Here is a 23,219-nt window from a genome sequence, read left to right on the forward strand (position 1 = left end):
TAAGGACAGCCAGCTTGACTGAGGGAACGGGTGATACCAAAGGCCCCTAACACCTCATCAATTAGCTGATTATCAAACTCCTTGCCACGATCAGAATGGAAACGATTGACCTTGGTTAAAGCATAAGGAATGCTTTGAATGGCTTGTTTGACAAGTTCTGCGCTCTTCTTCCAGCCAACAGATACGCCAATAATTTCACGATGAAAGAGATCGATGATGAGGCAAACATAAGCCCATCGCTTGCCAACACGGACATAAGTTAAGTCTGTTACAAATGCTTCTAAAGGCTTGTGTTGGTCGAATTGTCGATTTAAGAAATTAGGAATCGGAGCGTCGTTCTTCCCTTTAGAACGAGGCTTGAAGACAGCTCTCTGACGAGAATTGGTAGTGGGATAATTTTTGTACCATTCTATTTCCCCTATATCGTATTAAGTTAATTATAACATAGTTTAAGAACTCCCCAAAACAAGTGCAATAGTGCTAAATATAGAGTAATACTCATTCAAAATCAAAATATGAGTTAACCCCCTCGACCTTTGACAAGTGGGTGAGACAAGCTAAAACAACGGGATCTTTCAAATCAATTGATAATCTTACCGATGAACAGCGGGAGCTGATTGCCCTTAGAAAACGAAACAGAGAACTTGAAATGCAACTAGACATCCTAAAGCAAGCGGCGGTGATTATGGCACGAAAAGAGAAATAATCACTGCTAACAAGGATAAGTACAGCATTTCAGCCATGTGTCGGTGGTTGAAGATCCCTCGTTCAAGCTATTACTACAAAGTCACTGAGCCAGTATCTGAAGCGGAGCTTGAAGCAAAGGTGAAACAGATTTTCCGTGAGAGCAAATCCAGATACGGTGCACGAAAAATCAAGAAATACCTAGAAGCGCAAGGGATGACGGTGTCTCGTCGTCGCATTCGTCGCATCATGAAACGATTGAACTTGGTTTCTGTTTACCAGAAAGCCAGCTTCAAACCGCATGCCAAAGGGAAAAACGAAGCCCCTATTCCAAATCGCTTAGCCAGACAATTCCACCAAGAAAGACCACTGGAAGCGATTGTGACAGATTTGACCTATGTCCGTGTTGGTCAGCGTTGGGCTTATGTTTGCTTGATGATTGACCTCTTTAATCGTGAAATTATTGGCGTATCTGTTGGCTAGAAGAAGAGCGCAGAACTTGTCAAACAAGCCATTCAAAGCATTCCTTATGCTTTAACCAAGGTCAATCGTTTCCATTCTGATCGTGGCAAGGAGTTTGATAATCAGCTAATTGATGAGGTGTTAGGGGCCTTTGGTATCACCCGTTCCCTCAGTCAAGCTGGCTGTCCTTATGACAATGCGGTAGCTGAGAGCACCTACCGCTCTTTCAAACTGGAGTTTATCAACCAAGAAACATTTCATTCACTTGAAGAACTAACCCTGAAAACCAAGGACTATGTCCACTGGTGGAATCATCATCGCATACACGGTAGTCTCAATTACCAAACACCTATGGCTAAGCGAGTGATCGCTTAACGAAAAAACACTTTATAAAAATTGTACAGAAAAGCGTTGCCTGTTCAGAAAATCCAGTTAGCAGAATCTAGAAAAGATGAAGATCTCTATCTTACTCAGGAACAATTACAAGCATGGTTTACTGCGTTCAAGCAAGATTTGGATGATGATAAAATCTCGTTAAAAGACTATGTCCTCTTCTATTTGACCTTTTTTCTAGGAGATAGGAAATCGGAAACTTATGCTTTACAATGGAAACACATTGATTTTTCAACCTCACAAATCCAACTGATTCAAGCTCTAGATAGATATGGGGAAGTTAAATCAACCAAAGGAAATAAGAAAACGATATTTTCAATTTCAAATGACTTAGTTCAACTTCTCAACTCATGGAAAGAACAACAAAAACAGGAGCTAGCTAGGTTTGGAATTATTAGCAATCCTGAACAGTTTGTTTTTACCTATATTGATACCAAAGGTAATGTTAACGCACGTCTACATCCTGACTACTTAAATAATAAAATGAAGACCGTCAGAAATCGTCATAAAGAGCTCGCACACGCCACACCTCACAAGTTAAGACATACGGGGCAACACTCGCTAAACAAGCAGGAATGAGCTTAGAAGCCATTTCTGAGGCTCTGACACATAGCGATACTGCCACAACTCAAATTTATGTCAATACTTCTAATGTTGTCCCTATGGCAGTCGGTGAGCTTGCCCTTAAATCACTAAAACAATAAGGTGAAAATAAGGTAAACTTTGAGGTGAACTTTTAAAAAAACACAAAAAAGGCACCCACGAGGTAAACTCTTGAGTGCTTTGAAACGTTGATATAACTGGATATTAACGTTTTGAGAATTGTGAAGCTTTACGAGCTTTCTTAAGACCTGGTTTCTTACGCTCAACCATACGAGCATCACGAGTCAAGAGACCAGCGCGTTTGAGTGAATCGCGGAAGTCTGGGTCAACTTGCAAGAGTGCACGTGCAATACCGTGACGGATCGCACCTGATTGACCACCGTAACCACCACCGTTTACATTAACGAAAACGTCGTATGAACCTTCAGTTGAAGTCACTGCGAATGGTTGGTTGATAACCAAACGGAGGTCAGCGTGAGGGATGTATTCAGTTACATCTTTTTTGTTTACTGTGATTTTACCAGTACCTGGAACGAGGCGAACGCGTGCAACAGCGTTTTTACGACGGCCAGTACCTGCATATTGTGCTTGTGCCATTTAATTTCTGTTCCTTTCTCTTAGATAAGACCTGAGATATCAAGTACTTCTGGTTGTTGTGCAGCATGTGTGTGCTCACCGCCAACGAAGACTTTCAATTTCATACCTTGAGCGCGTCCAAGAGTGTTGTGTGGAAGCATACCTTTAACTGATTTTTCAATCAAGCGAACAGCGTTTTTAGAGCGCAATTCACCAGCAGTGATAGCTTTCAAACCACCTGGGTGCAATGAGTGAGTGTAGTACACTTTATCAGTTGCTTTTTTACCAGTCAATTTCACTTTCTCAGCGTTGATAACGATAACGAAATCACCTGTATCAGTGTGTGGTGTGTAAGTTGGCTTGTTCTTTCCACGCAATACGCTAGCAACTACTGCAGAAAGACGACCAAGTGGCACATCAGTTGCGTCAACAACGTACCATTTGCGTTCAACTTGGCCTGGTTTAGCCATAAATGTTGTTTTGTTCATGAGTTCTCCTATATATAGTGAATATTTGTTTACGGTGATGGGTGTTCCGGCCCATCTAAAGGTATTTGGAAGGTTCCGGGGCCTTTCAAATGGGGTAAACAATACCGTCTTATATCATACCAAAAATAAAGACCCAAAGTCAAGTGATTTAGCTAAATTTTCACAGCTCGTCAACCTTCCTCATTCTGCTCTTTCGCAAGCGTTCCCCTAGCTCATAATCCTACATTCAAATGGACTGAAATCCATACTCAATCTCCCATATCCACTCCTCTATCTTGTATTTTCCTCTTAGACGCTGAACCATAGCAAAGCTTCTAGAGACAAATTCAGTTGGACACATAGGTACGGTCCTATCAGGGTAGGACGACATTTTTTAATGCACTCAAAAAGTGGGCTCCCTTAGGGATCCCACTTTTATCTGAGCCAGTTTTATACTGACACAACTGCTCTACTATTCTAAATTACTTCCTATTAGAAAAAGTAGTAGCTTAAACAGTTTACTGTTTTTTACGACGATTCAAGCCAAGGAAGGCCATAGCTGACCCTACGATTCCCAATCCGGCAACTGTCGTATTGGTGTCACCTTCACCTGTATTTGGCAAGGTTTCACGTTGGACAGATGGTGTACCACTAGTCTTTTTAGGGGTTGATGTGGTCGTTTAAGTCTTTATCGGCAATTATGGAGTCATTACTCAGGGCTTAGCGCTCTTCCTTCCCTACCGCGAAAACACCAATTGTTCCAGGGCCGACATGGGCTGAAATAACCGGACCAAGTGGGCCAACCAGCACGCGCGTGATTTGAGGGTTTTCTCTTAGGCGCTCTGCTATGACCTGAGCTGGCTCTTCTTGGTCTGCATAGGCCACTAGGACCGTATCGTCAGCCAGACCATCCAGGATCATGTCAATGGCAGTGCTGACTGCTTTCTTGCTTCCACGGGCCTTGGCAGTTGACTGTAGACTCCCATCCCTCGCAATCGTAATGATCGGTTTGATATTGACCAAGCCACCAATGATTGCTGAGGTCTTGGAAATCCGTCCGCCTCGCATGAGGTGATTGAGGTCATCGACCAAGAAAATTGTCCGCATCCGTGGCGCTAAATCTTCAACGACCGCCAGAGCATCCGCCAAACTACCACCAGCTTCTCTCACTTCCACAGCCTTCATAACCAAGTAGGTTTGGCCTAAGCTCGCAGCCTTAGTATCATAGATAACAATCTCTGCCTGAGGAAAATCATCCAGCACGACTTCACGCGCCATCACTGCAGATTGATAAGTCCCAGACAAGGTCGATGAAAAGGCCACGTAAAACACAGCTTGCCCGGCTTCAACAACTTGACGGAAATAGGCCTCGAAGGTTCCCACATTAATTTGGCTGGTCTGAGGCTTGGCCCCATGATTCATCTTTTCCAATAAAACTGTCGAGGTCAGGCGGTCGGGTCCTACTGTTTCGTAGGTCACTCCTTCTAGTTGAACCGTCAGGCCAAGGACATCTACTGCCTGCTCCTGGGCCCAAGTTTGATCAATATCCGATGTTGAATCCGTTAAAATCTTAAACTTCATTTCTTTGCTCCCTTCTCTACTGTCTCGCTACTATAAATTAACAACTATTTTGATAATCAAATTATTTCTTTGCTATTATACAAAAAAAGCTGTCAACTGACAACTTTAGGTGTTTTGAAATGCCTTAAAGATCCTTCATAAAATCTTGGAGCTGAGTGATTTGTCCTTGGTCAAAGTGCCCTAGTCTAGGCGTTGTGAAGAGTTCCCGACGTTCGTTGGTCTTGTGCACCGTCTTCTGAGTAGACCGCACCCTTTGTTCCAATTCTCTGGCAGACACCCGCAGGGCTCCTTGGGAAAAGATCGTCCATTGTTCATTGAGGTCGCTGGTTGCAACAGACACCGTCCACTGTCCCTGGTTGAGCTCAGCCGCCCGACGTTCGATGTAGCTGTCTGCTGTCTCCTCTTCTTCCGTGAAGACAACGGTCAGATTGTAATGGTCATAGCGGAGCCGGACACCTGGCACATGCATGGCATCAAAGACAACGGTCGTATCCAACTTTTCAAAGGAAGCATAATCCGACAAACGGTTGAGCAGGAGGTTGCGGGCTACGTCTAACTCACCTTTTTTAAAGAGAGGCTTGGTTTCCTCCCAGAAGGCCAGCATGTTGTAGCCATCGACTAACAAGATTTTTCGTTTCATGCTGGACCTCTCTTTCTAGGTGAATTTACAAACGGTTCCGGTAAACCTCATACATAAGCACGGCTGCGGCGACACTAGCATTGAGGCTCTGCACATGGCCATTCATAGGGATGGTAATCATCTCGTCCACCTGCTTTTTGATGTTGGTGGAGATGCCTTTTCCTTCGTTGCCGATGATGAGGGCGAGCTTGCCAGCTGTATTCCACTTGGTGGATGGGGTGCCGTTCATGTCTGTCCCAAAAATCCAGAAACCACGCTCTTTCAAGATGTCCAGGGTCTGGCTGAGGTTGGTCACACGGGCAATGGGCACATGCTCGACCGCACCCGTTGAGGTCTTGGCTACGACAGGCGTTACGCCAACCGCCCGGTGTTTGGGAATGATGACCCCAGCCACATTGGTCGCGTCAGCTGTCCGCAAGATGGAGCCAAAATTATGGGGATCATTAAGCCCGTCCAGGATGAGGATGAGGGGATTGTCTTCCTGCTCTGCTTTTTCCAAAATCGAAGATAACTCAGTATAGGCAAAGGCCGACACGCGCAGGACAAAGCCTTGGTGGACAGCACCTTCGGTCATCTCAGTCAAGGTTTTCTTGGGTGTCCAGGAAATCGACACCTTCTTCTCCGCCGCCAAGGCCTTAATCTTATCGACATTCTTACCCCGCAGGTCGTCTTGAATGTAGAGCTTGTTGCCGGTATTGGCCTGCAAACTTTCGGTAACGGCGTGCACGCCGTAAACAATATCTGTGTGTTCCATGAGACTATTATAGCATAGAAGGAGGAGAAAATTAGGAGTCCACCTTTAAAAAGTCTGTAATATAAGGTTCAATGGTGGCCTGATACTCTTCATTCGACTTTACATTCCTCCACCCCAACACAAAAACCCAGTTGCCTGGGTTTTCACTTTATAAACTTAAGCCACGATAGCCTTAGCAACTTCTTCTGTCGTCATGCGAGAGAAGTAATGGGTCGTGTCAATGCTCTGCAATTTTTCCAAAACATCCGCATACTCGTAACGGGTGCCGACGAGGAGCTGCTCGATATCTGAGACATCGCCAATACCGAAGAAGTCTCCGTAGATTTTGATGGCCGTGATGACAGAGTTTTCCGTGTTAACGTAGGTTATGATTTTACCAGCATCGTAGCGGACAGAACGCTCAACCGTGTAATCTGGCGTCTCTCCGAAGTTCCACTCCCAAGTGCCAAACTTGGTATCACGAATCTCTTGAATGTGCTTGAGTTCATCCTCAGAGAGCACATACTCTGTCATGTCAGGGTAGGCTTCCTTCATTTGATTGAGGATGGCATCGCTGAACTCTTGAACGGTCATCTTGATAGGGAGTTCGTTATTGATGTTGGTCACGCGGGCACGGACAGACTTGACACCCTTAGACTCAATCTTGTCCTTAGAGACTTTAAGGGCATCGCCAAGGACAGTCATATCCACATCAAAGAGCAGGCAACCGTGGTGCATCATGCGGCCCTTGTAGTAGGCTTGGGCATTGCCACAGATTTTCTTGCCATCGATTTCAAGGTCATTACGACCGGTAAAGTTAGCCTCGACACCGAGCTTGGCAAGCGTATCAATTACAGGCTTGGAGAAGGTCTTAAAGTCAAAAGCTCCCTCATCAGCCTTGTTGGAAATGATGGTGTAATTGAGGTTGTTGAGGTCGTGATAAACTGCCCCACCACCAGAGAGACGACGGACAATGTGAATGCCGTGAGCATCAGTGTATTCCTTGTTGATTTCCTGGATAGCATTTTGGTGCTTACCAATGATGATGGCCGGCTCATTGATCCAGAGGATGAAGATTTCATCTTCGCTGGTCAACTCACGAAAGGCATAACTCTCCAGAGCGATATTATAAGCTGGGTCATTGCTGTTGTTAACGATATATTTCATCGTAGAACTCCTTTTGATAACGTATTCACCTTTCATTATAACAAAAAAGCTAGGATTTCTCACTTAGGTTTTTCCTTTTTTCATAGACAATAGCAGAGCTTTCTGTTATAGTGTGGGTAAAATTGCTTTAGGAGGAGGGATTTATGAAACGACTTTACCTGTTACTACTCATCGGACTCAGTTCTCTATGCCTGGAAGCCTGTCAACTCACTTCTACCAACAACCAGCCCCACGACTCTGCTACCCAAGCTCACTTAAATCTAGCAGAACGTGCTGAACAGCTCCATGTCACCAATAAGTTCTACTATGGTCAACTAAACCAAGCAGAAAAAAACGTCTACCTTGAACTCAAGGCTGGACTCGATGCCTATCAGGACGACATTACTGTGAGTCAGCTTGAGGGAGACCGTATCTGGAAGGTGCTCCAGGCTATCTCTAATGATAATCCTGATATTTTTTGGTTCAACATCAACGAAACTACAATTTCTCAAGCCAAAAGCACTGATAAATGGACAGTTACTTTAGCCGTCCCTGGAGACGTTAGGGCAGTACAAGAAAGGATTCAACAAAAAGCCCAACAACTGCTTTCTGAGTTGCCAGAAGGATCTGACTATGAAAAAGTCAAGTATCTCTACGACGCCATCATAGCCTGGACAGACTATGATGTATCTGTTCCCTTTAATCAAGATATTCGTAGCCTCCTCCTCTATCAAAAAGGAGTCTGTGCTGGCTATGCCAAGGCCTTTCACTATTTAGCCGAGCAGGCTGGACTAGAGAGTATTTACGTAACTGGAAAAATTTCGGGTATTGAAGTCGAGAATCCCTACCATGCTTGGAATGCTGTGAAAATCGATGGTCAGTATTACTGGCTAGATGCCACCTGGGGAGACCCTGTCTTTTCCAATCCAAATGAGATTGCTCCCATCCAACAAGCCAACTATGACTACTTCTGTGTGCCAGATTCCACCATGGCCACAACTCACCTCCTCGATGATGAGGTCAGGGAATTTTATCAAACAACGGATCTTGATAACTACACCTGGTCCCTCCCTACTTGTACAGATGATTCTTTTAACTATTATAAACTCAAGGGAAGCTACTTTGAGACCTATGACTTTGACGAAATTCAGACCTATATCATCAATCAACTCTCAACTGGTGCTCAAGGTATTGATCTTCAATTTGCCAACAAAGAGGCCTTTCAAACATGCTACACTGCTATTGAACAAGGACAACTTAGTCAAGCTCTAGCAAATTATTACGGTCAAGCAGTTCAAGTTAACTCCACCTACAACCCTGATTGCAATCGTTTTAGCTTGGTTGTTACGCTTGGATGAGCATTTTTAAGCAAGTAAAGAACAACTTGCCTGCCTGTTTATCGTCACCCATAAATCTTTTATTTAGCTTCGTAACTAAATTTCATAAGAAAAGCACCCCAAAGTTATTTTTCTGTCTAACTTTGGGGTGTCGTTTATTTCTATCAAAATAGTGGGGTAAAATCTTTACAGGTTAGCCTTCATAGCCATTTGGATTTTGGCTTTGCCATCTCCAAGAATCACGCATCATGTCTTCCAAGTTTTTCTCTGCCGTCCATCCAAGTACGGCCTTAGCGCGGCTAGAATCCGCAAAACATGTTGCAATGTCTCCCGCACGACGCGGTTTAATGACATAAGGGACTGGGACATTATTGACTGTTTCAAAGGCTTTAACCAAGTCAAGCACGCTATAACCTGTTCCAGTTCCCAAGTTAAAGACATGGGCACCGGTGTTTTTTAAGTTATGTCCAACTGCAAGCACATGGCCCTTGGCCAAATCCACAACGTGAATGTAGTCACGCACGCCGGTACCATCATGGGTATCGTAGTCATCACCGAAGACGCTAAGCTCTTTTAATTTTCCAACTGCAACCTGAGTCAAGTATGGTACCAAATTATTTGGAATTCCGTTTGGTGCCTCACCAATCAGACCACTTTCGTGGGCACCGATTGGGTTGAAATAACGAAGATTGGTCACTGTCCAAGAAGGGTCAGAGGCCGCTACATCGTTGAGGATTTGTTCCATCATTACCTTAGTATAACCATAAGGGTTGGTCGCTGAGGTTGGTAGATCTTCGGTCAGTGGTGAAACATTATTCATCCCATAAACTGTCGCACTTGAGCTAAAGACGATGTGTTTCACATCGTGCTTTCTCATTACCTCCAAGAGACTGATAGTCCCTGTTATGTTGTTATGGTAGTATTCCAAAGGTTTTTCAACCGACTCACCAACCGCCTTAAAGGCCGCAAAGTGAATAACTGCATCAATGGTTTCTTTGGTGAACACCTGATCCAAAAATGTTTGGTCTAAGATACTCCCTTCATAAAAAGGAATAGTTTTTCCTGTGATCGTTGTCAGACGATTAAGAACTTCGGGTGAACTGTTAGAAAAATCATCTACAATCACCACATCGTAACCTGATGCAATTAACTCAACCGCAGTATGACTACCAATGAAGCCTGCTCCACCTGTTAATAAAATTGACATAGCTGTCTCCTTTAACTCTTTTACTCTAGTATGCCACTTTTCCAGCACTTTGTAAAATCTTTTTGTATCAATCCCACTCGTCACGGACCCTAACAGAATAATTCCTCCCCCTATAAGGTAGGGAAAATTGTTCAGAACCACAGAACTTACAGATTTCTCATCACACAAAAAGCCAGATAACTTTGTGTCATCTGGCTCTTCATCTATGGATAGAAATACAATCTGGTCCTTTCAGTGGCAACTGTGTCCTGATTAGGAGTCCGACCATTTCTAGTATCTATCATCTAAGTAACAGCAATGGGAAGATTGTAAAAGGTACTGCTACTAAAGGTCGTTATAAGTAAAATGTTATCTTAACCATCCAACAACCTATGAACCTATTATAACAAATTCTAACCAAACTCACCCTAATGATGACTTATCATTCATGCAACTCTACAATTGACATCGCCAAAACTGCTTTTAGCAAGAATCCGTAGAGTTGCTGTAGGATTTCCTTGTTCAATACGGCCATCTGAGCTCTCTTGTTTGCCTTGTTGGGTCTCAATACTACAATCGCCAAATACCGCCTCGGCGATAACTCGGTTTCCCCTACTGAAGTTGATAGCTTCAGGTCAATATCTCCATGGGCTGTGACAACTGACAAGTTGCTGTCTACATGGATGACTTGCCCATCAAAATCACCGTTAGTCAGTTGGCAAGTAGCTTTACCAGCTCTCATATCCTACCACTCCACATCGCCATTGGCTACTGTAAATTCGAGCTGTTGAATGTCTGTATCCTTCGCATCCATATCCCATTTTGCAAATGAATTGTTACCTGATGAATCTGACTATTTTCGATGTTTACATTACCATTTTGCAATGTGGCTTCAAACTCTTCGATCGAACTATCACTTAACTTCAAATCACCATTAAGCAGTTCAGCAATCATACTGTTTACATATACCTAAGTCAGCACAACGGACATCAAATTTTAAAAAATGATACTAAAAACCCCTCCGTTCAGATGAACAGAAGAGTTCTTTGTCCAACAAATTTGTTAGGATTATTTACGTTTTGGTGGGTTGTGGATAGCCACGCCAAGGACGTCAAGGAATGCTTCGTACATAACCTCAGAGAAGGTTGGGTGTCCGTGGATAGACGCTGCCACATCATCCACTGTCAATTCAGCTTCCAAAATAGTAGCAGCTTCGTTGATCATATCTGCAGCGATTGGACCGATGATGTGAACCCCAAGAATTTCATGATATTTCTTCTCAGCGATGACTTTAACAAATCCATGTGCTTCACTTGATGCGATCGCACGGCCGTTACCTGTAAAGCTGTTGCGACCGATGAGGATGTTGTCTTTACCATATTTCTCGATGGCTTGCTCTTCGGTCAAACCAACCATAGCGATTTCTGGGTGAGTGTAAACCGCAGCTGGTGTGAAGTCGAGTTTAGCTTTGTGGTGGTTGCCGTTGATGGCATTTTCAGCAGCCACTTCACCCATACGGTAAGCTGCGTGGGCAAGCATTTTCGTACCGTTCACATCACCTGGAGCGTAGATGCCTGGGATAGAGGTTTCTTGGTAAGCATTGACCTTGATACGACCACGGTCCATTTCAAGGTTGAGGTTTTCAAGACCAGCCAATTGTGGCACACGTCCGATAGAGAGGAGGGCACGATCCGCTACAACTTCTGAACCGTCGTTGAGCTTGATGGTCAAGTTGTTGCTGCCTTCGACAATCTCAGACACACCAACAGATGTGAGGAACTTCATGCCTTTCTTAGACAAGACTTTTTGCAGTTCAAGAGAGATTTCGCGGTCCATACCTGGGATGATACGGTCAGCCATCTCGATAACAGTGACTTCAACACCGTAAGATGCCCAAACCAAGCCAAGTTCAACACCGACAACACCACCACCCATAACAGCGAGTGATTTTGGCATTTCACGCAAATCAAGAATGTCGTCAGAAGTCAAGACAAACTTAGAGTCGATACCTGGGATGTTAATGCGAGAAACTTTTGAACCAGTCGCAAGAACAACTGAACGACCTTTGATGGTTTCAGAACCAATGGTTACAGTTTTATCAGGATTTACTTGACCAAGGCCGTTAAAGATAGTGACTTTGTTGGCTTTCAAGAGACCAGCGACACCGCCAGTCAAGGTCTTCACGACACTGTTTTTGAAGTCAACCGTCTTGTCCATGTCGATAGTGTAGTTAGTTGACGCCAAGTTGATACCACGACCAGCCGCAATCTTAAGGCCGTCAAGGATTTCAGCGTTTTTCAGGTAAGTCTTCGTCGGGATACAGCCGACGTTCAAGCAGGTACCACCAAATTCAGATTTTTCAACGATGGCAATTTTACCACCGAGTTGAGCACCACGAATCGCTGCGTAGTATCCAGCAGGGCCACCACCGACAACGATCATGTCGTATTCGTTGGCTGCAAGTTCTGCCTTAGGTGCTGCAGGTGCTGCTGGAGCTGCAGGTACTTCAAGACCAGCTGCTTTGAGGTCTGCTTCAGCCTTGGCTACATCTGCTGCTGGAGTTGCCGCTTCTTCAACGACTTCGCCTTCTGCACCGATGTAGGCAATGACTTCAGTAACTGGAACCACTTCACCGTTACCACGTACAATCTTCAAAAGGATACCAGAATCTTCTGCTTCCAATTCCATGTTTGTCTTGTCAGACATGATTTCCAAAAGGACATCGCCTTCGTTGACCACATCACCGACTTGTTTTTTCCACTCGATGATTTCGCCTTCTTGCATGTCCACGCCGAGTTTAGGCATGATTACTTCTACTGCCATGATTTTTTCTTCCTTTCAGAATTTCTTTTTCCAGCCAGCCTGAAGTGGTCTGGCACGCCAGGCAAATCATAACCTCAATTCCCGTCAGAATTGACTATAATTTGCACTAGTTTGGAAAACAATTATTATAGAATTGTTTTCCAAACTTCGCAACTTTCCATTTTGAATGTCATGGCTAAACGGAAAGCCTCTAGTCTTTCCATTTGCCTGTATCATTGCTATAGGCAATGATACTATGACCACGGCGGCTGGATTGTTAGGGGGCGACTAGCGTCGCCTTATTTTTCTATCAGATCAACAACTCCAATGGGTTCTCAAGCAAGTTCTTGAGGTCCACCATGAACTTGGCACCGTTCATACCATCTACGATACGGTGGTCGATGGTCAAGCACAGTCCCATGATTGGGCGGATTTTCACTTCGCCATCCACGACAACTGGGGTTTGTACTGTTGCTGCCACACCCAGAATCGCTGAGTTTGGCTGGTTGATGATTGGGTTGAAGGATTTTGTTCCAAACATCCCCAAGTTGGTGATGGAGAAGGTTGAGCCTGACATTTCGTTAGACTTGAGCTTGCCAGATTGGGCTTTCTTGATGACATCCTTAGACGCTACCACAAAGTCAGACAAGCTCATCTTGTCTGCACCATGAACAACTGGTACGACCAGACCAGCGTCCAGCCCAACGGCGATACCGAGGTTGACAAAGCGGTGGAGTTCAATCTCTTCAGCATTGTTGATAAGACTTGCATTGAGGTACTCATGTTCTGGTTTCATCAAAGTCCGCACAACTGCCAAACCAATCAAGTCCGTGAAGGTCACTTTGAGACCTGTCTTGTTCATGATTGGCTCAAGGACTTGCTTCCGCAAAGCAATGAGGTTGGTCATATCAATGTCATAGTTGAGCGTGAAGGTTGGCGCGGTCAGGTAAGAGTTAACCATACCTTTCGAGATAGCCTTACGCATGGCAGACATCTTAATGACTTCCACGCCTTCTGGCAATTCTTTAGCTGGTTTTTCTTCTTTAACAGGTGCTGCTTCAGCCGCTGGAGCTGCTGGTGCAACCGCTGCAAGGACATCTTCCTTAGTAATCTTACCACCGACACCTGTTCCGGTGATGGTTGCCAAATCAATACCTTGGTCAGCCGCGATACGGGCTGCAAGTGGCGTTGCCTTTGGAGCTGCACCCTTGAAGTCTTCTACATCGACCTTGTGCACACGGCCATTAGCCCCTGTACCAGGAACCACATCAAGGTCGATTCCCAACTCACGCGCAGCCTTGCGAGCTGCTGGAGTGGCACGGACTTTTTCACCTGCTGGCCGTTTCACAGCTGGGGCTGCAGCTACCGCAGGAGCTGGTGTTTCAACTGCTGCTGGAGCCGCTTCTGGTGCTGGACTCGCTGCTGGAGCAGGACTTGCTGCCACATCAACCGTCTCACCGGCTTCTCCCAAGTAGGCAATGACTTCAGTAACAGGAACCACTTCGCCGTTCCCACGAACAATCTTAATCAAGACACCAGAATCTTCTGCTTCCAATTCCATGTTGGTCTTGTCGGACATGATTTCAAGGATGACATCGCCTTCCTTGACAACATCGCCCTCTTGTTTTTTCCACTCGATGATTTCGCCTTCTTGCATGTCCACACCGAGTTTGGGCATAATAATTTCTACTGCCATTCGTATTCCCTTCTATATCAATTAAGTGTGAAAAGAGGATAGACTCCTCTTCCACGCTATAATGTCAACGAACTGTTGATGAGAAACAAAGAAGATTAGTTCCCTTTGTTGACCATCTTGTAGATAGCCGTCTTGATTTTCTCAACGTCTGGCAAGATAGCTTGTTCCAAGACACGTGCATAAGGAACTGGCACATCTTCAGAGGCCAAACGAACGATTGGATGATCAAGGTAGTCGAATGCTTCACTTTCAGCAACCATAGTCGCGATTTCACCGATAAAGCCACCTGTCTTATAGGCATCGTTAACCAACATGAGTTTACCAGTTTTCTTAACAGAATCGAAAATCAACTCTTTATCAAGTGGAATCAGCGTACGTGGATCAACCACTTCAACGTTGATACCGTCAGCAGCTACTTCTTCAGTAGCTTGAAGTACCCGTTCCAACATCCGTCCGTAAGAAACGATTGTTAAATCAGTTCCTTCACGCTTGATTTCACCCTTGCCGAGTGGAATGTAGAAGTCTGGATCTTGGTTAACTTCTTCTTTTTTACCGTAGAGGGCTTTTGGCTCCATGAAGATAACAATGTTGTTATCTTGGATGGCAGATTTCAAAAGACCTTTAGCATCGTTTGCGTTACCCGGTGCAACAACCTTGATGCCTGGGATATGAGTCAACCAAGCTTCGAGAGATTGTGAGTGTTGGGCTGCAGAACCGATACCAGAACCTGAGGCAACACGGTAGGTAACTGGGGTTTTCAAACCGCCACCGAACATGTAGTTGTTTTTAGCACCATTGTTTACAATCGCGTCAAGCGCAATCGTGATAAAGTCCATGAAGGTCAAGTCAACGATTGGACGCAAACCTGTGATAGCCGCACCAACCGCAGCACCTGCAATCGCAGCCTCAGAAATCGGCGTATCTTTAACACGTTTTTCACCAAATTCAGCCAACATGCCTACAGACGTTCCAAAGTCTCCTCCGTAGATACCAACATCTTCCCCCATAAGGAAAATGTTTTCGTCTTTACGCATTTCTTCTGACATGGCAAGGTTGATGGCTTCACGCAAAGCCATTAATTTTGTTTCAGTCATGTGTATTTTCTCCTGTTTTTAAAATGAAAGAATGATTTTTAGAGATGATGCAATGTTTCCATGCCTCATTCTCAAGTTTAATCCCTATAACAGACAATAATTAGCCTGTCTCTTAGTCTACCCAGATATCTTCAAAGGCTACTGAAAGTTCAGGATCTGGACTGTTGATGGCAAATTCATAGGCATCGTCAACTTCTTTCGTCACTTGAGCCTCAATCGCATCCAATTCCTCATCCGTAGCAATACCTTCAGCAGTCAAATACTGACGGTATTTAATCATTGGATCTTTTTTCTTCCATTCGTCAACTTCTTCCTTGGTACGATAAACACCCGCATCGGCAGTTGAATGACCGAACCAACGGTAAGAAATTACCTCAACGATAGCAGGACCATTACCACCACGTACATGCTCAACAGCCTTGCCCATAGTTTCGTAAACAGCCATAACATCGTTTCCGTCTTCCACGTAGAAACCTGGGATTCCGTAGGCTTCAGCACGAGTGTAGAGGTGAGGAGTGTTTGTTGCATTCTTGATATCCATAGAGATACCATAGCCGTTGTTAATGATAAAGAAAATCACTGGCAATTTCCAAGCTGCCGCCATGTTGACAGACTCGTGGAATGAACCTTCGTTAGTCGCACCGTCTCCTGAGAAGGCAACTGCAATGTTGTTTGTGCCCTTGTATTGTTGCGTCAAAGCAGCACCGACAGCCATGGCATAACCACCACCAACGATACCGTTGGTTCCGTAGTTCCCACGTTTGAAATCAGCCAAGTGCATAGATCCTCCACGCCCTTTAGAGACACCTGTTACTTTACCCGCAAGCTCCGCCATCATACCGTTCAAGTCCATGTCTTGAGCAATTGATTGACCGTGACCGCGGTGGTTTGAGAAGAAGGCATCATCGTAAGTCAAGTGTTGAACGGCACCAACGTTGGCTGCTTCTTCACCGACTGAGAAGTGAGTCATCCCTTGTACGAAACCACGACGCACGAGCTTGTTGATACGCATATCAAACTCGCGAATGCGTTGCATTTTCAAAAACATTTCCATGTGTGTTTCTTTAGAAACTGTTACCATGATATTCCTCCAAAAACTATCATATTACCCTTCTATGATAAATCATTTTTTCACAAAGTGCAAGTGTATTGAACCGTTTACGAACATGGTAAGCAAAGGCTTTCTGACTGTTCTATAAGATATGAATTTCACAAAGATTATTCAGAAAAAATATAGAACAGTTCGCTCTTTCTTTCTGAAAATAATGTTACAGTTTTCAATGTGTTTCGGAATTTTTCAAGCAAAAAACCAGAACTTAGTCTGGTTTTCATTTGATTTACGCATTAAGAGCAGCAAGAAGCGCTTCTGCTTGCTTACTAAGATCTGTAGAAACTTCTTCGCTGGCGATAAATTTACCATCTGCCCAGGCAGAATCATTGACACGTGAGAAGGTCAATTGATCTACAAAGTTGGTACGGATGAACGACATCAAGGTACGATATTGGTCAGCAACCTGGTCATGTCCACCGTTTGCTACAAGTGAAACCGTCGTTACTTTGCCATTGATTGCTGACGGTCCAGTTGGATCTGACAGGTCAACTGCCCGGCTGAGCCAATCCAAGAGGTTTTTAACTGAACCTGGGATAGCAAAGTTGTAAACTGGTGAGAAAATCCAAACCGCATCTGCTGCAGCAACAGCATCACGCACAGCTTGAACACTGGCAGGTGTTTGACCTTCCAAGTCTTGTGAGAAGACTGGCACTTGTGACCAATCCAAGTAGCTCACTTCAGCCTTACCAGCCAGAGCTTTTTCAGCATCAGCAGCCAATTGATGGTTAAAGGAACCTTGACGAAGAGAACCGACGATAAATAATACTTTAGACATGTTTTATCTCCTTTAAAATAAATTGTAAAACTTTAAAATTTGGATTGAGAGTACCAAATCATTTATTACTATATAGTAATATATCACAACACAAAAAGATGTAAAGCAAAACGCTCACATCTCCTTAAATTTTTTCAAGAGAGCCTGTAATTGGTCAAGCTCATCATCCGTGAAAATTGCCATAGCTTCTCGGACGCTATTTAGATGTTCAGGTAGGGTTTCTTCAAAAAGCACACGCCCTCGATCCGTCAACCCAATATAGTAGGCTCGCTTATCTTGAGAGCACTGACGGCGATGAATCCAGCCTTTTTTTTCCATATTTTTAAGAACCACGGTCATATTTCCAGAGGTAGCTAAGAGGCTTTCCAATAAATCTGAAATCCGCAAGTCTCCCTTGCTATAAAGGCGGTCCAAAACACCAAACTGAGTCTCTGTTAAACCATGATGCTTAAAACTTGCCCCAACTTTCCTATTTAGAGTCATCTGGGCCTTACGAAAAATGACATTAGTCTTGACAGCCTTATCGAGTTCTGCCATTGATAGAGCTCCTTTTTCTTAGAATCGTTTGCGGCTGACAAAAAGTATAAGAAGAATCACCGCACCCAAGATAGAGGGTACAACTGCCATCCCAGCCATCTGCGGTCCCCAATCTCCAAATAAAGCTTGACCTAACCAAGCCCCCAATAAACCAATAAACATATTACCAAAACATCCCATTTGGTCCTCACGGTTGGTCAAGGCACTAGCGATCATGCCAATAATGACCCCTGCAATCATACTAATAATCATAATAATCTCCTTTACAAGTTAACAATATTTTACCATAACTTTTCCCATAAGCAAAAGAGACGCAAACGCGCCTCTTCATTTATTCTTTTAGCCAATGATTAATGTCAACTACTCCCCAAATAGTAACACTGGTGATCGCTCAGCTTTTTAAAATAAGATCATTGGATAAATCCAAACTGTAGGAAAAGTTTTTATCCGCTATCCTATCCTGAGCTATAATCTTGGATTTCATTCCTAATCTCCATAATCCTTAAAAGAAATCATCAAAGAGGCTGAGTTGGTTATCTTCTGGCAAGTTCCCTAGGATGCCCATCTCGTCCATCTTTTCAACCAGAGTTGCGGAGAGTCCGCCACGTTTACGAAGTTCGGTTTTAGATAGGAACTCTCCCTCCTCACGCGCTGCCACCAATTGCTTGGCAACGTTCTCTCCTAGACCTTCCATAGCAACAAACGGTGGTATCAAGGTGTTCCCGTCCATCTGGAAGTCAATCGCATCTGACCGATAGAGGTCCAAACGACCAAATTCAAAGCCACGCTCCAGCATCTCATTGACAATTTCTAGCGTTGTGTAGAGGTCATTTTCAACGTTTGAAGCCTCGTTGTTTTTCTTCTTCTCCTGGATGTCTGCCATCCGAGCCTTGACAGCAGCCAAGCCACCTGACATGGTTCGCAATTCGAAGGCTTTTGCCCTAATCGAGAAGTAGGCACAATAATAATATAAGGGATGATGAACCTTAAAGTAGGCCACCCGCAGGGCCATCAAGACATAGGCTGCCGCGTGGGCTTTGGGGAACATGTACTTGATTTTCCCACAAGACTCAATGTACCAATCTGGAACCTTATTATCACGCATGGCCTGAATATAGCCGTTCCGTTCTTCTTCTGAAATCTTAAGCCACAGGCCCTTACGCACCCGCTCCATAATGTTAAAGGCCATCTTAGGTTCTAGTCCAGCATGCATAAGGTAAACCATAATATCATCCCGACAACCAATAACGGTTGATAGGTCTGCAATCCCAGCCTTAATCAGATCCTGGGCATTGCCCAACCAAACGTCTGTTCCATGAGACAGACCAGACAACTGGAGTAACTCTGAGAAGGTTGTGGGATGAGTTTCCTCAACCATGCCGCGAACAAAGTTGGTCCCAAACTCTGGGATACCCAGCATTCCAGTAGGCGTTCCGATTTGCTCAGGGGTCACGCCCAAGATTTCAGTTCCGGAAAAGAGTGCCATAACACCCTTGTCGTCCGGACGAATCGTCAGCGGGTCAATTCCTGACAAGTCCTGCAATTTCCGAACCATGGTCGGGTCATCGTGTCCCAGAACATCAAGTTTTAAGACGTTCTCATCAATATCGTGGAAGTTAAAGTGGGTGGTCTGCCAAGCAGCTGTATTATCATCAGCTGGGTATTGGACCGGTGTAAAATCATAGACGTCCATATAGTCTGGAATAACAACGATACCGCCTGGGTGTTGCCCCGTCGTCCGTTTGACACCAGCCGCTCCCATGGAGAGCCGTTCAACCTCAGCTTCAGGGTAAAACTTCCCATAGTCTCGCTCGTAACCGCGAACAAAACCATAGGCCGTCTTATCCGCTACGGTACCTACTGTCCCAGCACGGAAAGCATATTGCTCGCCGAAGATATCTCGAACATCCAAGTGGGCAGACGGCTGATCGTCCCCAGAAAAGTTCAAATCTATATCGGGTACCTTATCCCCATCAAATCCCAAGAAGGTCTCAAAGGGGATATCCTGACCATCTTTACGGTACTCGGCTCCACACTGTGGACAATCCTTATCAGGCATATCGTAGCCTGAACCAAAGGACCCATCTGTGATGAACTCCGAATGCTGACAACTTGGGCAGACATAATGGGGCGGCATAGGGTTTACTTCAGTAATCCCAATCATGGTTGCTACAAAGGAGGAACCAACAGAGCCCCGTGAACCCACCAGATAGCCTCGCTGATTGGACCGATGCACCAACATCTGCGATGCCAAATAAATCACGGCAAAGCCATTCCCCAAGATAGAGGAAAGCTCTTTTTCAATCCGCAAATCGATGATATCCGGCAAGGGATTTCCATAGATCTCAAAAGCCTTTTTATAGGTCAACTCAGCGACCGTTTCTTCAGCCTTTTCAATATAAGGCGTGTAGAGATCACCCTTAACCACTTCAACCTCTTCGAAGACTTCAAGCATGGTATTGGTATTGGTCACGACAATCTCGTAGGCCTTTTCTTTGCCCAAGAAAGCAAAGTCATCCAGCATTTCATTTGTCGTCCTAAAATGTGCCTTGGGTAGGGGAGCTGGTTGAGCCCCTTCACCTCGGCCAATCGGACGGTTAATCATGGCACCTTGACCCAGTGACCGTACGATAATCTCACGGTAAATCTCGTCCTCAGGCTCCAGATAATGGACATTCCCCGTAGCCAAAACCGGCTTATCTAGCCGACGACCAACCTCAATCAAGTCTTTAATGACCTGTTGAATTCCCGCTTCATCTGCGATGGTTCCTTGGGCCAATAGCGGAGCATAAAGGGCCGGAGGCATAACCTCGATGAAGTCATAGTACTCGGCTACCTTGGTTGCTGCATCGATACCTGACGATAAGACAGCATCAAAAACTTCACCATCTGAACAGGCTGTCCCTAACAAAAGCCCCTCGCGGTGTTCATCCAAAACCGAACGCGGAATCCGAGCCACACCCTCGAAATATTTCACATTGGACAGACTGACCAGTTTGAAGAGATTTTTCAAACCCGTTTGGTTTTTTACATAAATGGTCGCATGTTTAACTCGAGCCTTCTTATAGGAATCCTCTTCAATGAGTTGAGTATTAAGGGCTGCAAGGTCTGTGATGCCATGCTTCTCCTTGGTCTCCTTGAGGAAAATAAATAGCAAACGCCCTGTCGCCTCGGCATCGTAGTTGGCCATGTGGTGATGTTCCAAGGAAACCTGGAACCGTTTGGTCAAAGGTCCCAAACCATGACGCTTGTATTCGGGATAGAGGTTACGGGCAAATTCTAAGGTGTCAATCACCGGTTGGCTAACAAGTGGCAAACCGTGACGCTCGTAATTGGCATTCATAAAACCAACGTCAAAGGTCGCATTATGGGCAACCAAAACCGTTCCTTCACAAAACGCTTGAAACTCCTGCAAAACTTGTAAGAGTGGCTTGGCCCCCTTCACGTGCATATCTGTTATTCCTGTCAATTCTGTCGTAAACTGACTGAGAGGGTGACCTGGATCGATAAACTCATCGAACTGCTCTAGGATATTACCCTTGTACATCTTAGAGGCCGCAATTTGAATGAGGTCATTATTAACCGCAGAAAGCCCTGTCGTCTCAACGTCAAAGACCACATAAGTCGCCTCACTCAAATCCATGGACACTTCATTGTAAGTAATAGGCACACGATCTTCTACTAAATTTGCCTCTAGACCAAAAATCGCCTTGATGCCAGCTTTACGGGCCGCATGATAACCGTGAGGGAAGGACTGGACATTCCCATGGTCAGTGATGGCAACCGCCTTGTGTCCCCACTTAGCCGCCTTGGCCACTAATTCCTCCACTGTCGGAAGAGCATCCATGGTAGACATGCTGGTATGGGCGTGAAACTCAACACGCTTTTGCCCCTCAGGCATAAGGTCCTTACGCTCATGATGAACGATGGCCTTCACGTCTTGAACATTCATGGTCAACGAGCGGGTGAACTGGTTATTTTCAATATTCCCTCGCACTCTGAGCCAATTCCCCTTAGCGATGATGTCAAATTTCTTAAGTTCCTCATCATCCTTGGCCCATTTTTGCATAGCAAAGCTGGATGTGTAATCCGTCATCTTGAAGTTAATAATGTGACGCCCAGTTCGTGTCGTCTTCTTCTCGACATTAAAGACCAAACCTTCAAAGACGATTCGATTTTCCTCAGTGGTCACATCTACCATCGCGGTAATTTCAGCCTTATCAAACCCTGCTTGACGAGCAGCCTGTCGCTCCTTAAAATCAAAACTTGGCTTCGGTGCCTCTTCAGGCAGAGGTTGACTAGCTTCAAGCGACTGCATGGCCTCTAGATTAACCTGAACAGCCTGATTTTCCTGAGCTTCCTTATGCTTTTCAAATGAAGTTTTCAATTCTTCAGTAACCTCATGATCAGAGACAATGTCAAATTCTAAGGTACCAAAACCAAATTCTTCAAATTGTTTGACCAGATTTGGCAGATGATTCTTCCTAAAATGCTCATTATTAACGAAGGCGGGTGCATGAATAAGAGCTCTGCCATTTTCAAAAGAAACCTTAAGATGACCAAAAGAAGACTTAAAGCTCAGGCCATTACACAAAGGTAAGATAAATGCCTCCTGGTAATAAGCCTGGAGTAACTCTTCCGTAAGCATCGGTTGACTTATCATGATCCTCAGATTTGCCTTGATGTCAGCCTTCTCAAAAGTTGCGATTAAACGGCTTCGCAATTCTCTATAAAATTCAAGCGGTAAAATCTGACCAAACTTCAGATGAAAGTCCCAAACACGGCTAACCGTATGCACGTCTACCGAGACTATGTCACCAGATGCGAAAAAATCACCCGACTTAATTTCAAGCGGTAATTCAATCTGATCCATTAATTTATTAAACATCTCTGTCATACGGGACCTCCATATCAAACGGGACTACAATACACTTATTCTAACATAATCAAAACATGAAAAAAAGAGATAAGGCGAACCTTATCCCTCAAGGGATCTTCATATTCTTTTACGCTCAATTTATCTAAGGCTATATCATGTTTTTCTTGTTCTTGAATATATTTTTTGATAGTGGCTTCGTTCAGACCAACTGTGCTCACATAATATCCCTCAGCCCAAAAATGGCGATTTCCAAACTTATATTTGAGATTGGCGTGTTTATCAAACATCATCAAGGCACTCTTACCTTTTAAGTAACCCCTGAAACTTGAAACACTAATTCGTGGAGGGATACTTACTAACATGTGAACATGGTCTAGCATTAAATGTCCTTCTATAATTTCAACACCTTTATAGCTACATAAACGGCGGAATATCTCTCCTAAACTCACGTCAAACGCATGAAAGAATTTTAGCAAGAAAATAAAGCTTTCTGTATTTCAACGTGCAGGAATTTCAC

At 44.5% G+C, this 23,219-nt stretch carries 19 protein-coding genes and 4 pseudogenes; 3 read left to right on the forward strand and 20 right to left on the reverse strand.

Annotated elements, in window-relative coordinates; genetic code table 11:
• Nucleotides 1–374 (reverse strand): annotated as a pseudogene (locus tag ACFORF_RS03740) (DDE-type integrase/transposase/recombinase); the annotation flags it as partial.
• Nucleotides 375–511: 137 nt separating this feature from the next.
• Between ACFORF_RS03740 and ACFORF_RS03745 the strand changes: the two are divergent.
• Nucleotides 512–1,521, forward strand: a pseudogene (locus tag ACFORF_RS03745) (IS3 family transposase); the annotation flags it as partial.
• 45 nt (nt 1,522–1,566) lie between these two features.
• Nucleotides 1,567–2,243: pseudogene (locus ACFORF_RS03750) on the forward strand (site-specific integrase); the annotation flags it as partial.
• A 103-nt stretch (nt 2,244–2,346) separates the two neighbouring features.
• Here the strand turns inward: ACFORF_RS03750 and rpsI are convergent.
• The 7 genes from rpsI to ACFORF_RS03785 all read right to left on the reverse strand — a co-directional run bounded on the left by rpsI (nt 2,347) and on the right by ACFORF_RS03785 (nt 7,306).
• The gene (rpsI, locus tag ACFORF_RS03755; RefSeq protein WP_380425614.1) at nt 2,347–2,739 is read right to left on the reverse strand and encodes a 30S ribosomal protein S9; all 393 of its coding nucleotides are present in this window, start codon (nt 2,737–2,739) and stop codon (nt 2,347–2,349) included.
• A 20-nt stretch (nt 2,740–2,759) separates the two neighbouring features.
• Nucleotides 2,760–3,206, reverse strand: a complete 447-nt coding sequence (rplM, locus tag ACFORF_RS03760) for a 50S ribosomal protein L13 (RefSeq protein ID WP_380425616.1) — start codon at nt 3,204–3,206, stop codon at nt 2,760–2,762.
• 497 nt (nt 3,207–3,703) lie between these two features.
• Nucleotides 3,704–3,808, reverse strand: a complete 105-nt coding sequence (locus ACFORF_RS03765) for an LPXTG cell wall anchor domain-containing protein (RefSeq protein ID WP_380425618.1) — start codon at nt 3,806–3,808, stop codon at nt 3,704–3,706.
• A 97-nt stretch (nt 3,809–3,905) separates the two neighbouring features.
• Nucleotides 3,906–4,766 carry a DegV family protein gene (locus tag ACFORF_RS03770; RefSeq protein ID WP_380425620.1) on the reverse strand — a complete coding sequence of 287 codons (861 nt, stop codon included), beginning with the start codon at nt 4,764–4,766 and terminating at the stop codon, nt 3,906–3,908.
• Between the two features lie 124 nt (nt 4,767–4,890).
• Nucleotides 4,891–5,406 carry an NYN domain-containing protein gene (locus tag ACFORF_RS03775; RefSeq protein WP_380425622.1) on the reverse strand — a complete coding sequence of 172 codons (516 nt, stop codon included), beginning with the start codon at nt 5,404–5,406 and terminating at the stop codon, nt 4,891–4,893.
• Between the two features lie 25 nt (nt 5,407–5,431).
• On the reverse strand, nt 5,432–6,160 hold the full coding sequence (rlmB, locus tag ACFORF_RS03780) for a 23S rRNA (guanosine(2251)-2'-O)-methyltransferase RlmB (RefSeq protein WP_380425624.1): 729 nt from the start codon (nt 6,158–6,160) through the stop codon (nt 5,432–5,434).
• Nucleotides 6,161–6,316: 156 nt separating this feature from the next.
• Nucleotides 6,317–7,306 (reverse strand): lipoate--protein ligase, encoded by a 990-nt coding sequence (locus ACFORF_RS03785; protein ID WP_380425626.1) that lies wholly within the window; start codon nt 7,304–7,306, stop codon nt 6,317–6,319.
• A gap of 143 nt (nt 7,307–7,449) precedes the next feature.
• On the opposite strand from ACFORF_RS03785, the gene ACFORF_RS03790 reads away from it, so the two are divergent.
• Nucleotides 7,450–8,643 carry a transglutaminase domain-containing protein gene (locus ACFORF_RS03790; protein ID WP_380425628.1) on the forward strand — a complete coding sequence of 398 codons (1,194 nt, stop codon included), beginning with the start codon at nt 7,450–7,452 and terminating at the stop codon, nt 8,641–8,643.
• A 172-nt stretch (nt 8,644–8,815) separates the two neighbouring features.
• On the opposite strand, the gene galE is transcribed toward ACFORF_RS03790, so the two are convergent.
• The 12 genes and pseudogenes from galE to tnpA form a co-directional block, all read right to left on the reverse strand.
• Nucleotides 8,816–9,829, reverse strand: coding sequence for a UDP-glucose 4-epimerase GalE (galE, locus tag ACFORF_RS03795; protein ID WP_380425630.1), 1,014 nt, complete (start codon nt 9,827–9,829; stop codon nt 8,816–8,818).
• Between the two features lie 421 nt (nt 9,830–10,250).
• The gene (locus ACFORF_RS03800; RefSeq protein WP_380425632.1) at nt 10,251–10,550 is read right to left on the reverse strand and encodes a hypothetical protein; all 300 of its coding nucleotides are present in this window, start codon (nt 10,548–10,550) and stop codon (nt 10,251–10,253) included.
• A 26-nt stretch (nt 10,551–10,576) separates the two neighbouring features.
• Nucleotides 10,577–10,762, reverse strand: a complete 186-nt coding sequence (locus tag ACFORF_RS03805) for a DUF4097 family beta strand repeat-containing protein (protein ID WP_380425634.1) — start codon at nt 10,760–10,762, stop codon at nt 10,577–10,579.
• 114 nt (nt 10,763–10,876) lie between these two features.
• The gene (gene lpdA / locus ACFORF_RS03810) at nt 10,877–12,631 is read right to left on the reverse strand and encodes a dihydrolipoyl dehydrogenase (protein ID WP_380425636.1); all 1,755 of its coding nucleotides are present in this window, start codon (nt 12,629–12,631) and stop codon (nt 10,877–10,879) included.
• Nucleotides 12,632–12,920: 289 nt separating this feature from the next.
• Nucleotides 12,921–14,306 carry a dihydrolipoamide acetyltransferase gene (locus tag ACFORF_RS03815; protein WP_380425638.1) on the reverse strand — a complete coding sequence of 462 codons (1,386 nt, stop codon included), beginning with the start codon at nt 14,304–14,306 and terminating at the stop codon, nt 12,921–12,923.
• Nucleotides 14,307–14,401: 95 nt separating this feature from the next.
• Nucleotides 14,402–15,400, reverse strand: a complete 999-nt coding sequence (locus tag ACFORF_RS03820; protein WP_380425640.1) for an alpha-ketoacid dehydrogenase subunit beta — start codon at nt 15,398–15,400, stop codon at nt 14,402–14,404.
• Between the two features lie 112 nt (nt 15,401–15,512).
• On the reverse strand, nt 15,513–16,481 hold the full coding sequence (locus ACFORF_RS03825) for a thiamine pyrophosphate-dependent dehydrogenase E1 component subunit alpha (protein ID WP_380425642.1): 969 nt from the start codon (nt 16,479–16,481) through the stop codon (nt 15,513–15,515).
• A 256-nt stretch (nt 16,482–16,737) separates the two neighbouring features.
• The gene (locus ACFORF_RS03830) at nt 16,738–17,286 is read right to left on the reverse strand and encodes an NADPH-dependent FMN reductase (RefSeq protein ID WP_380425644.1); all 549 of its coding nucleotides are present in this window, start codon (nt 17,284–17,286) and stop codon (nt 16,738–16,740) included.
• A 114-nt stretch (nt 17,287–17,400) separates the two neighbouring features.
• Nucleotides 17,401–17,823 (reverse strand): MarR family winged helix-turn-helix transcriptional regulator, encoded by a 423-nt coding sequence (locus ACFORF_RS03835; RefSeq protein ID WP_380425646.1) that lies wholly within the window; start codon nt 17,821–17,823, stop codon nt 17,401–17,403.
• 18 nt (nt 17,824–17,841) lie between these two features.
• Nucleotides 17,842–18,075, reverse strand: a complete 234-nt coding sequence (locus ACFORF_RS03840; protein ID WP_380425648.1) for a GlsB/YeaQ/YmgE family stress response membrane protein — start codon at nt 18,073–18,075, stop codon at nt 17,842–17,844.
• A gap of 250 nt (nt 18,076–18,325) precedes the next feature.
• Complete coding sequence (locus ACFORF_RS03845) at nt 18,326–22,720, reverse strand: PolC-type DNA polymerase III (RefSeq protein ID WP_380425650.1); 4,395 nt, start codon at nt 22,718–22,720, stop codon at nt 18,326–18,328.
• A 35-nt stretch (nt 22,721–22,755) separates the two neighbouring features.
• Nucleotides 22,756–23,145 (reverse strand): annotated as a pseudogene (gene tnpA / locus ACFORF_RS03850) (IS200/IS605 family transposase); the annotation flags it as partial.
• Nucleotides 23,146–23,219 lie beyond the last annotated feature (74 nt).

This window comes from Streptococcus caprae (assembly GCF_042649745.1).
Taxonomy (GTDB): domain Bacteria; phylum Bacillota; class Bacilli; order Lactobacillales; family Streptococcaceae; genus Streptococcus; species Streptococcus caprae.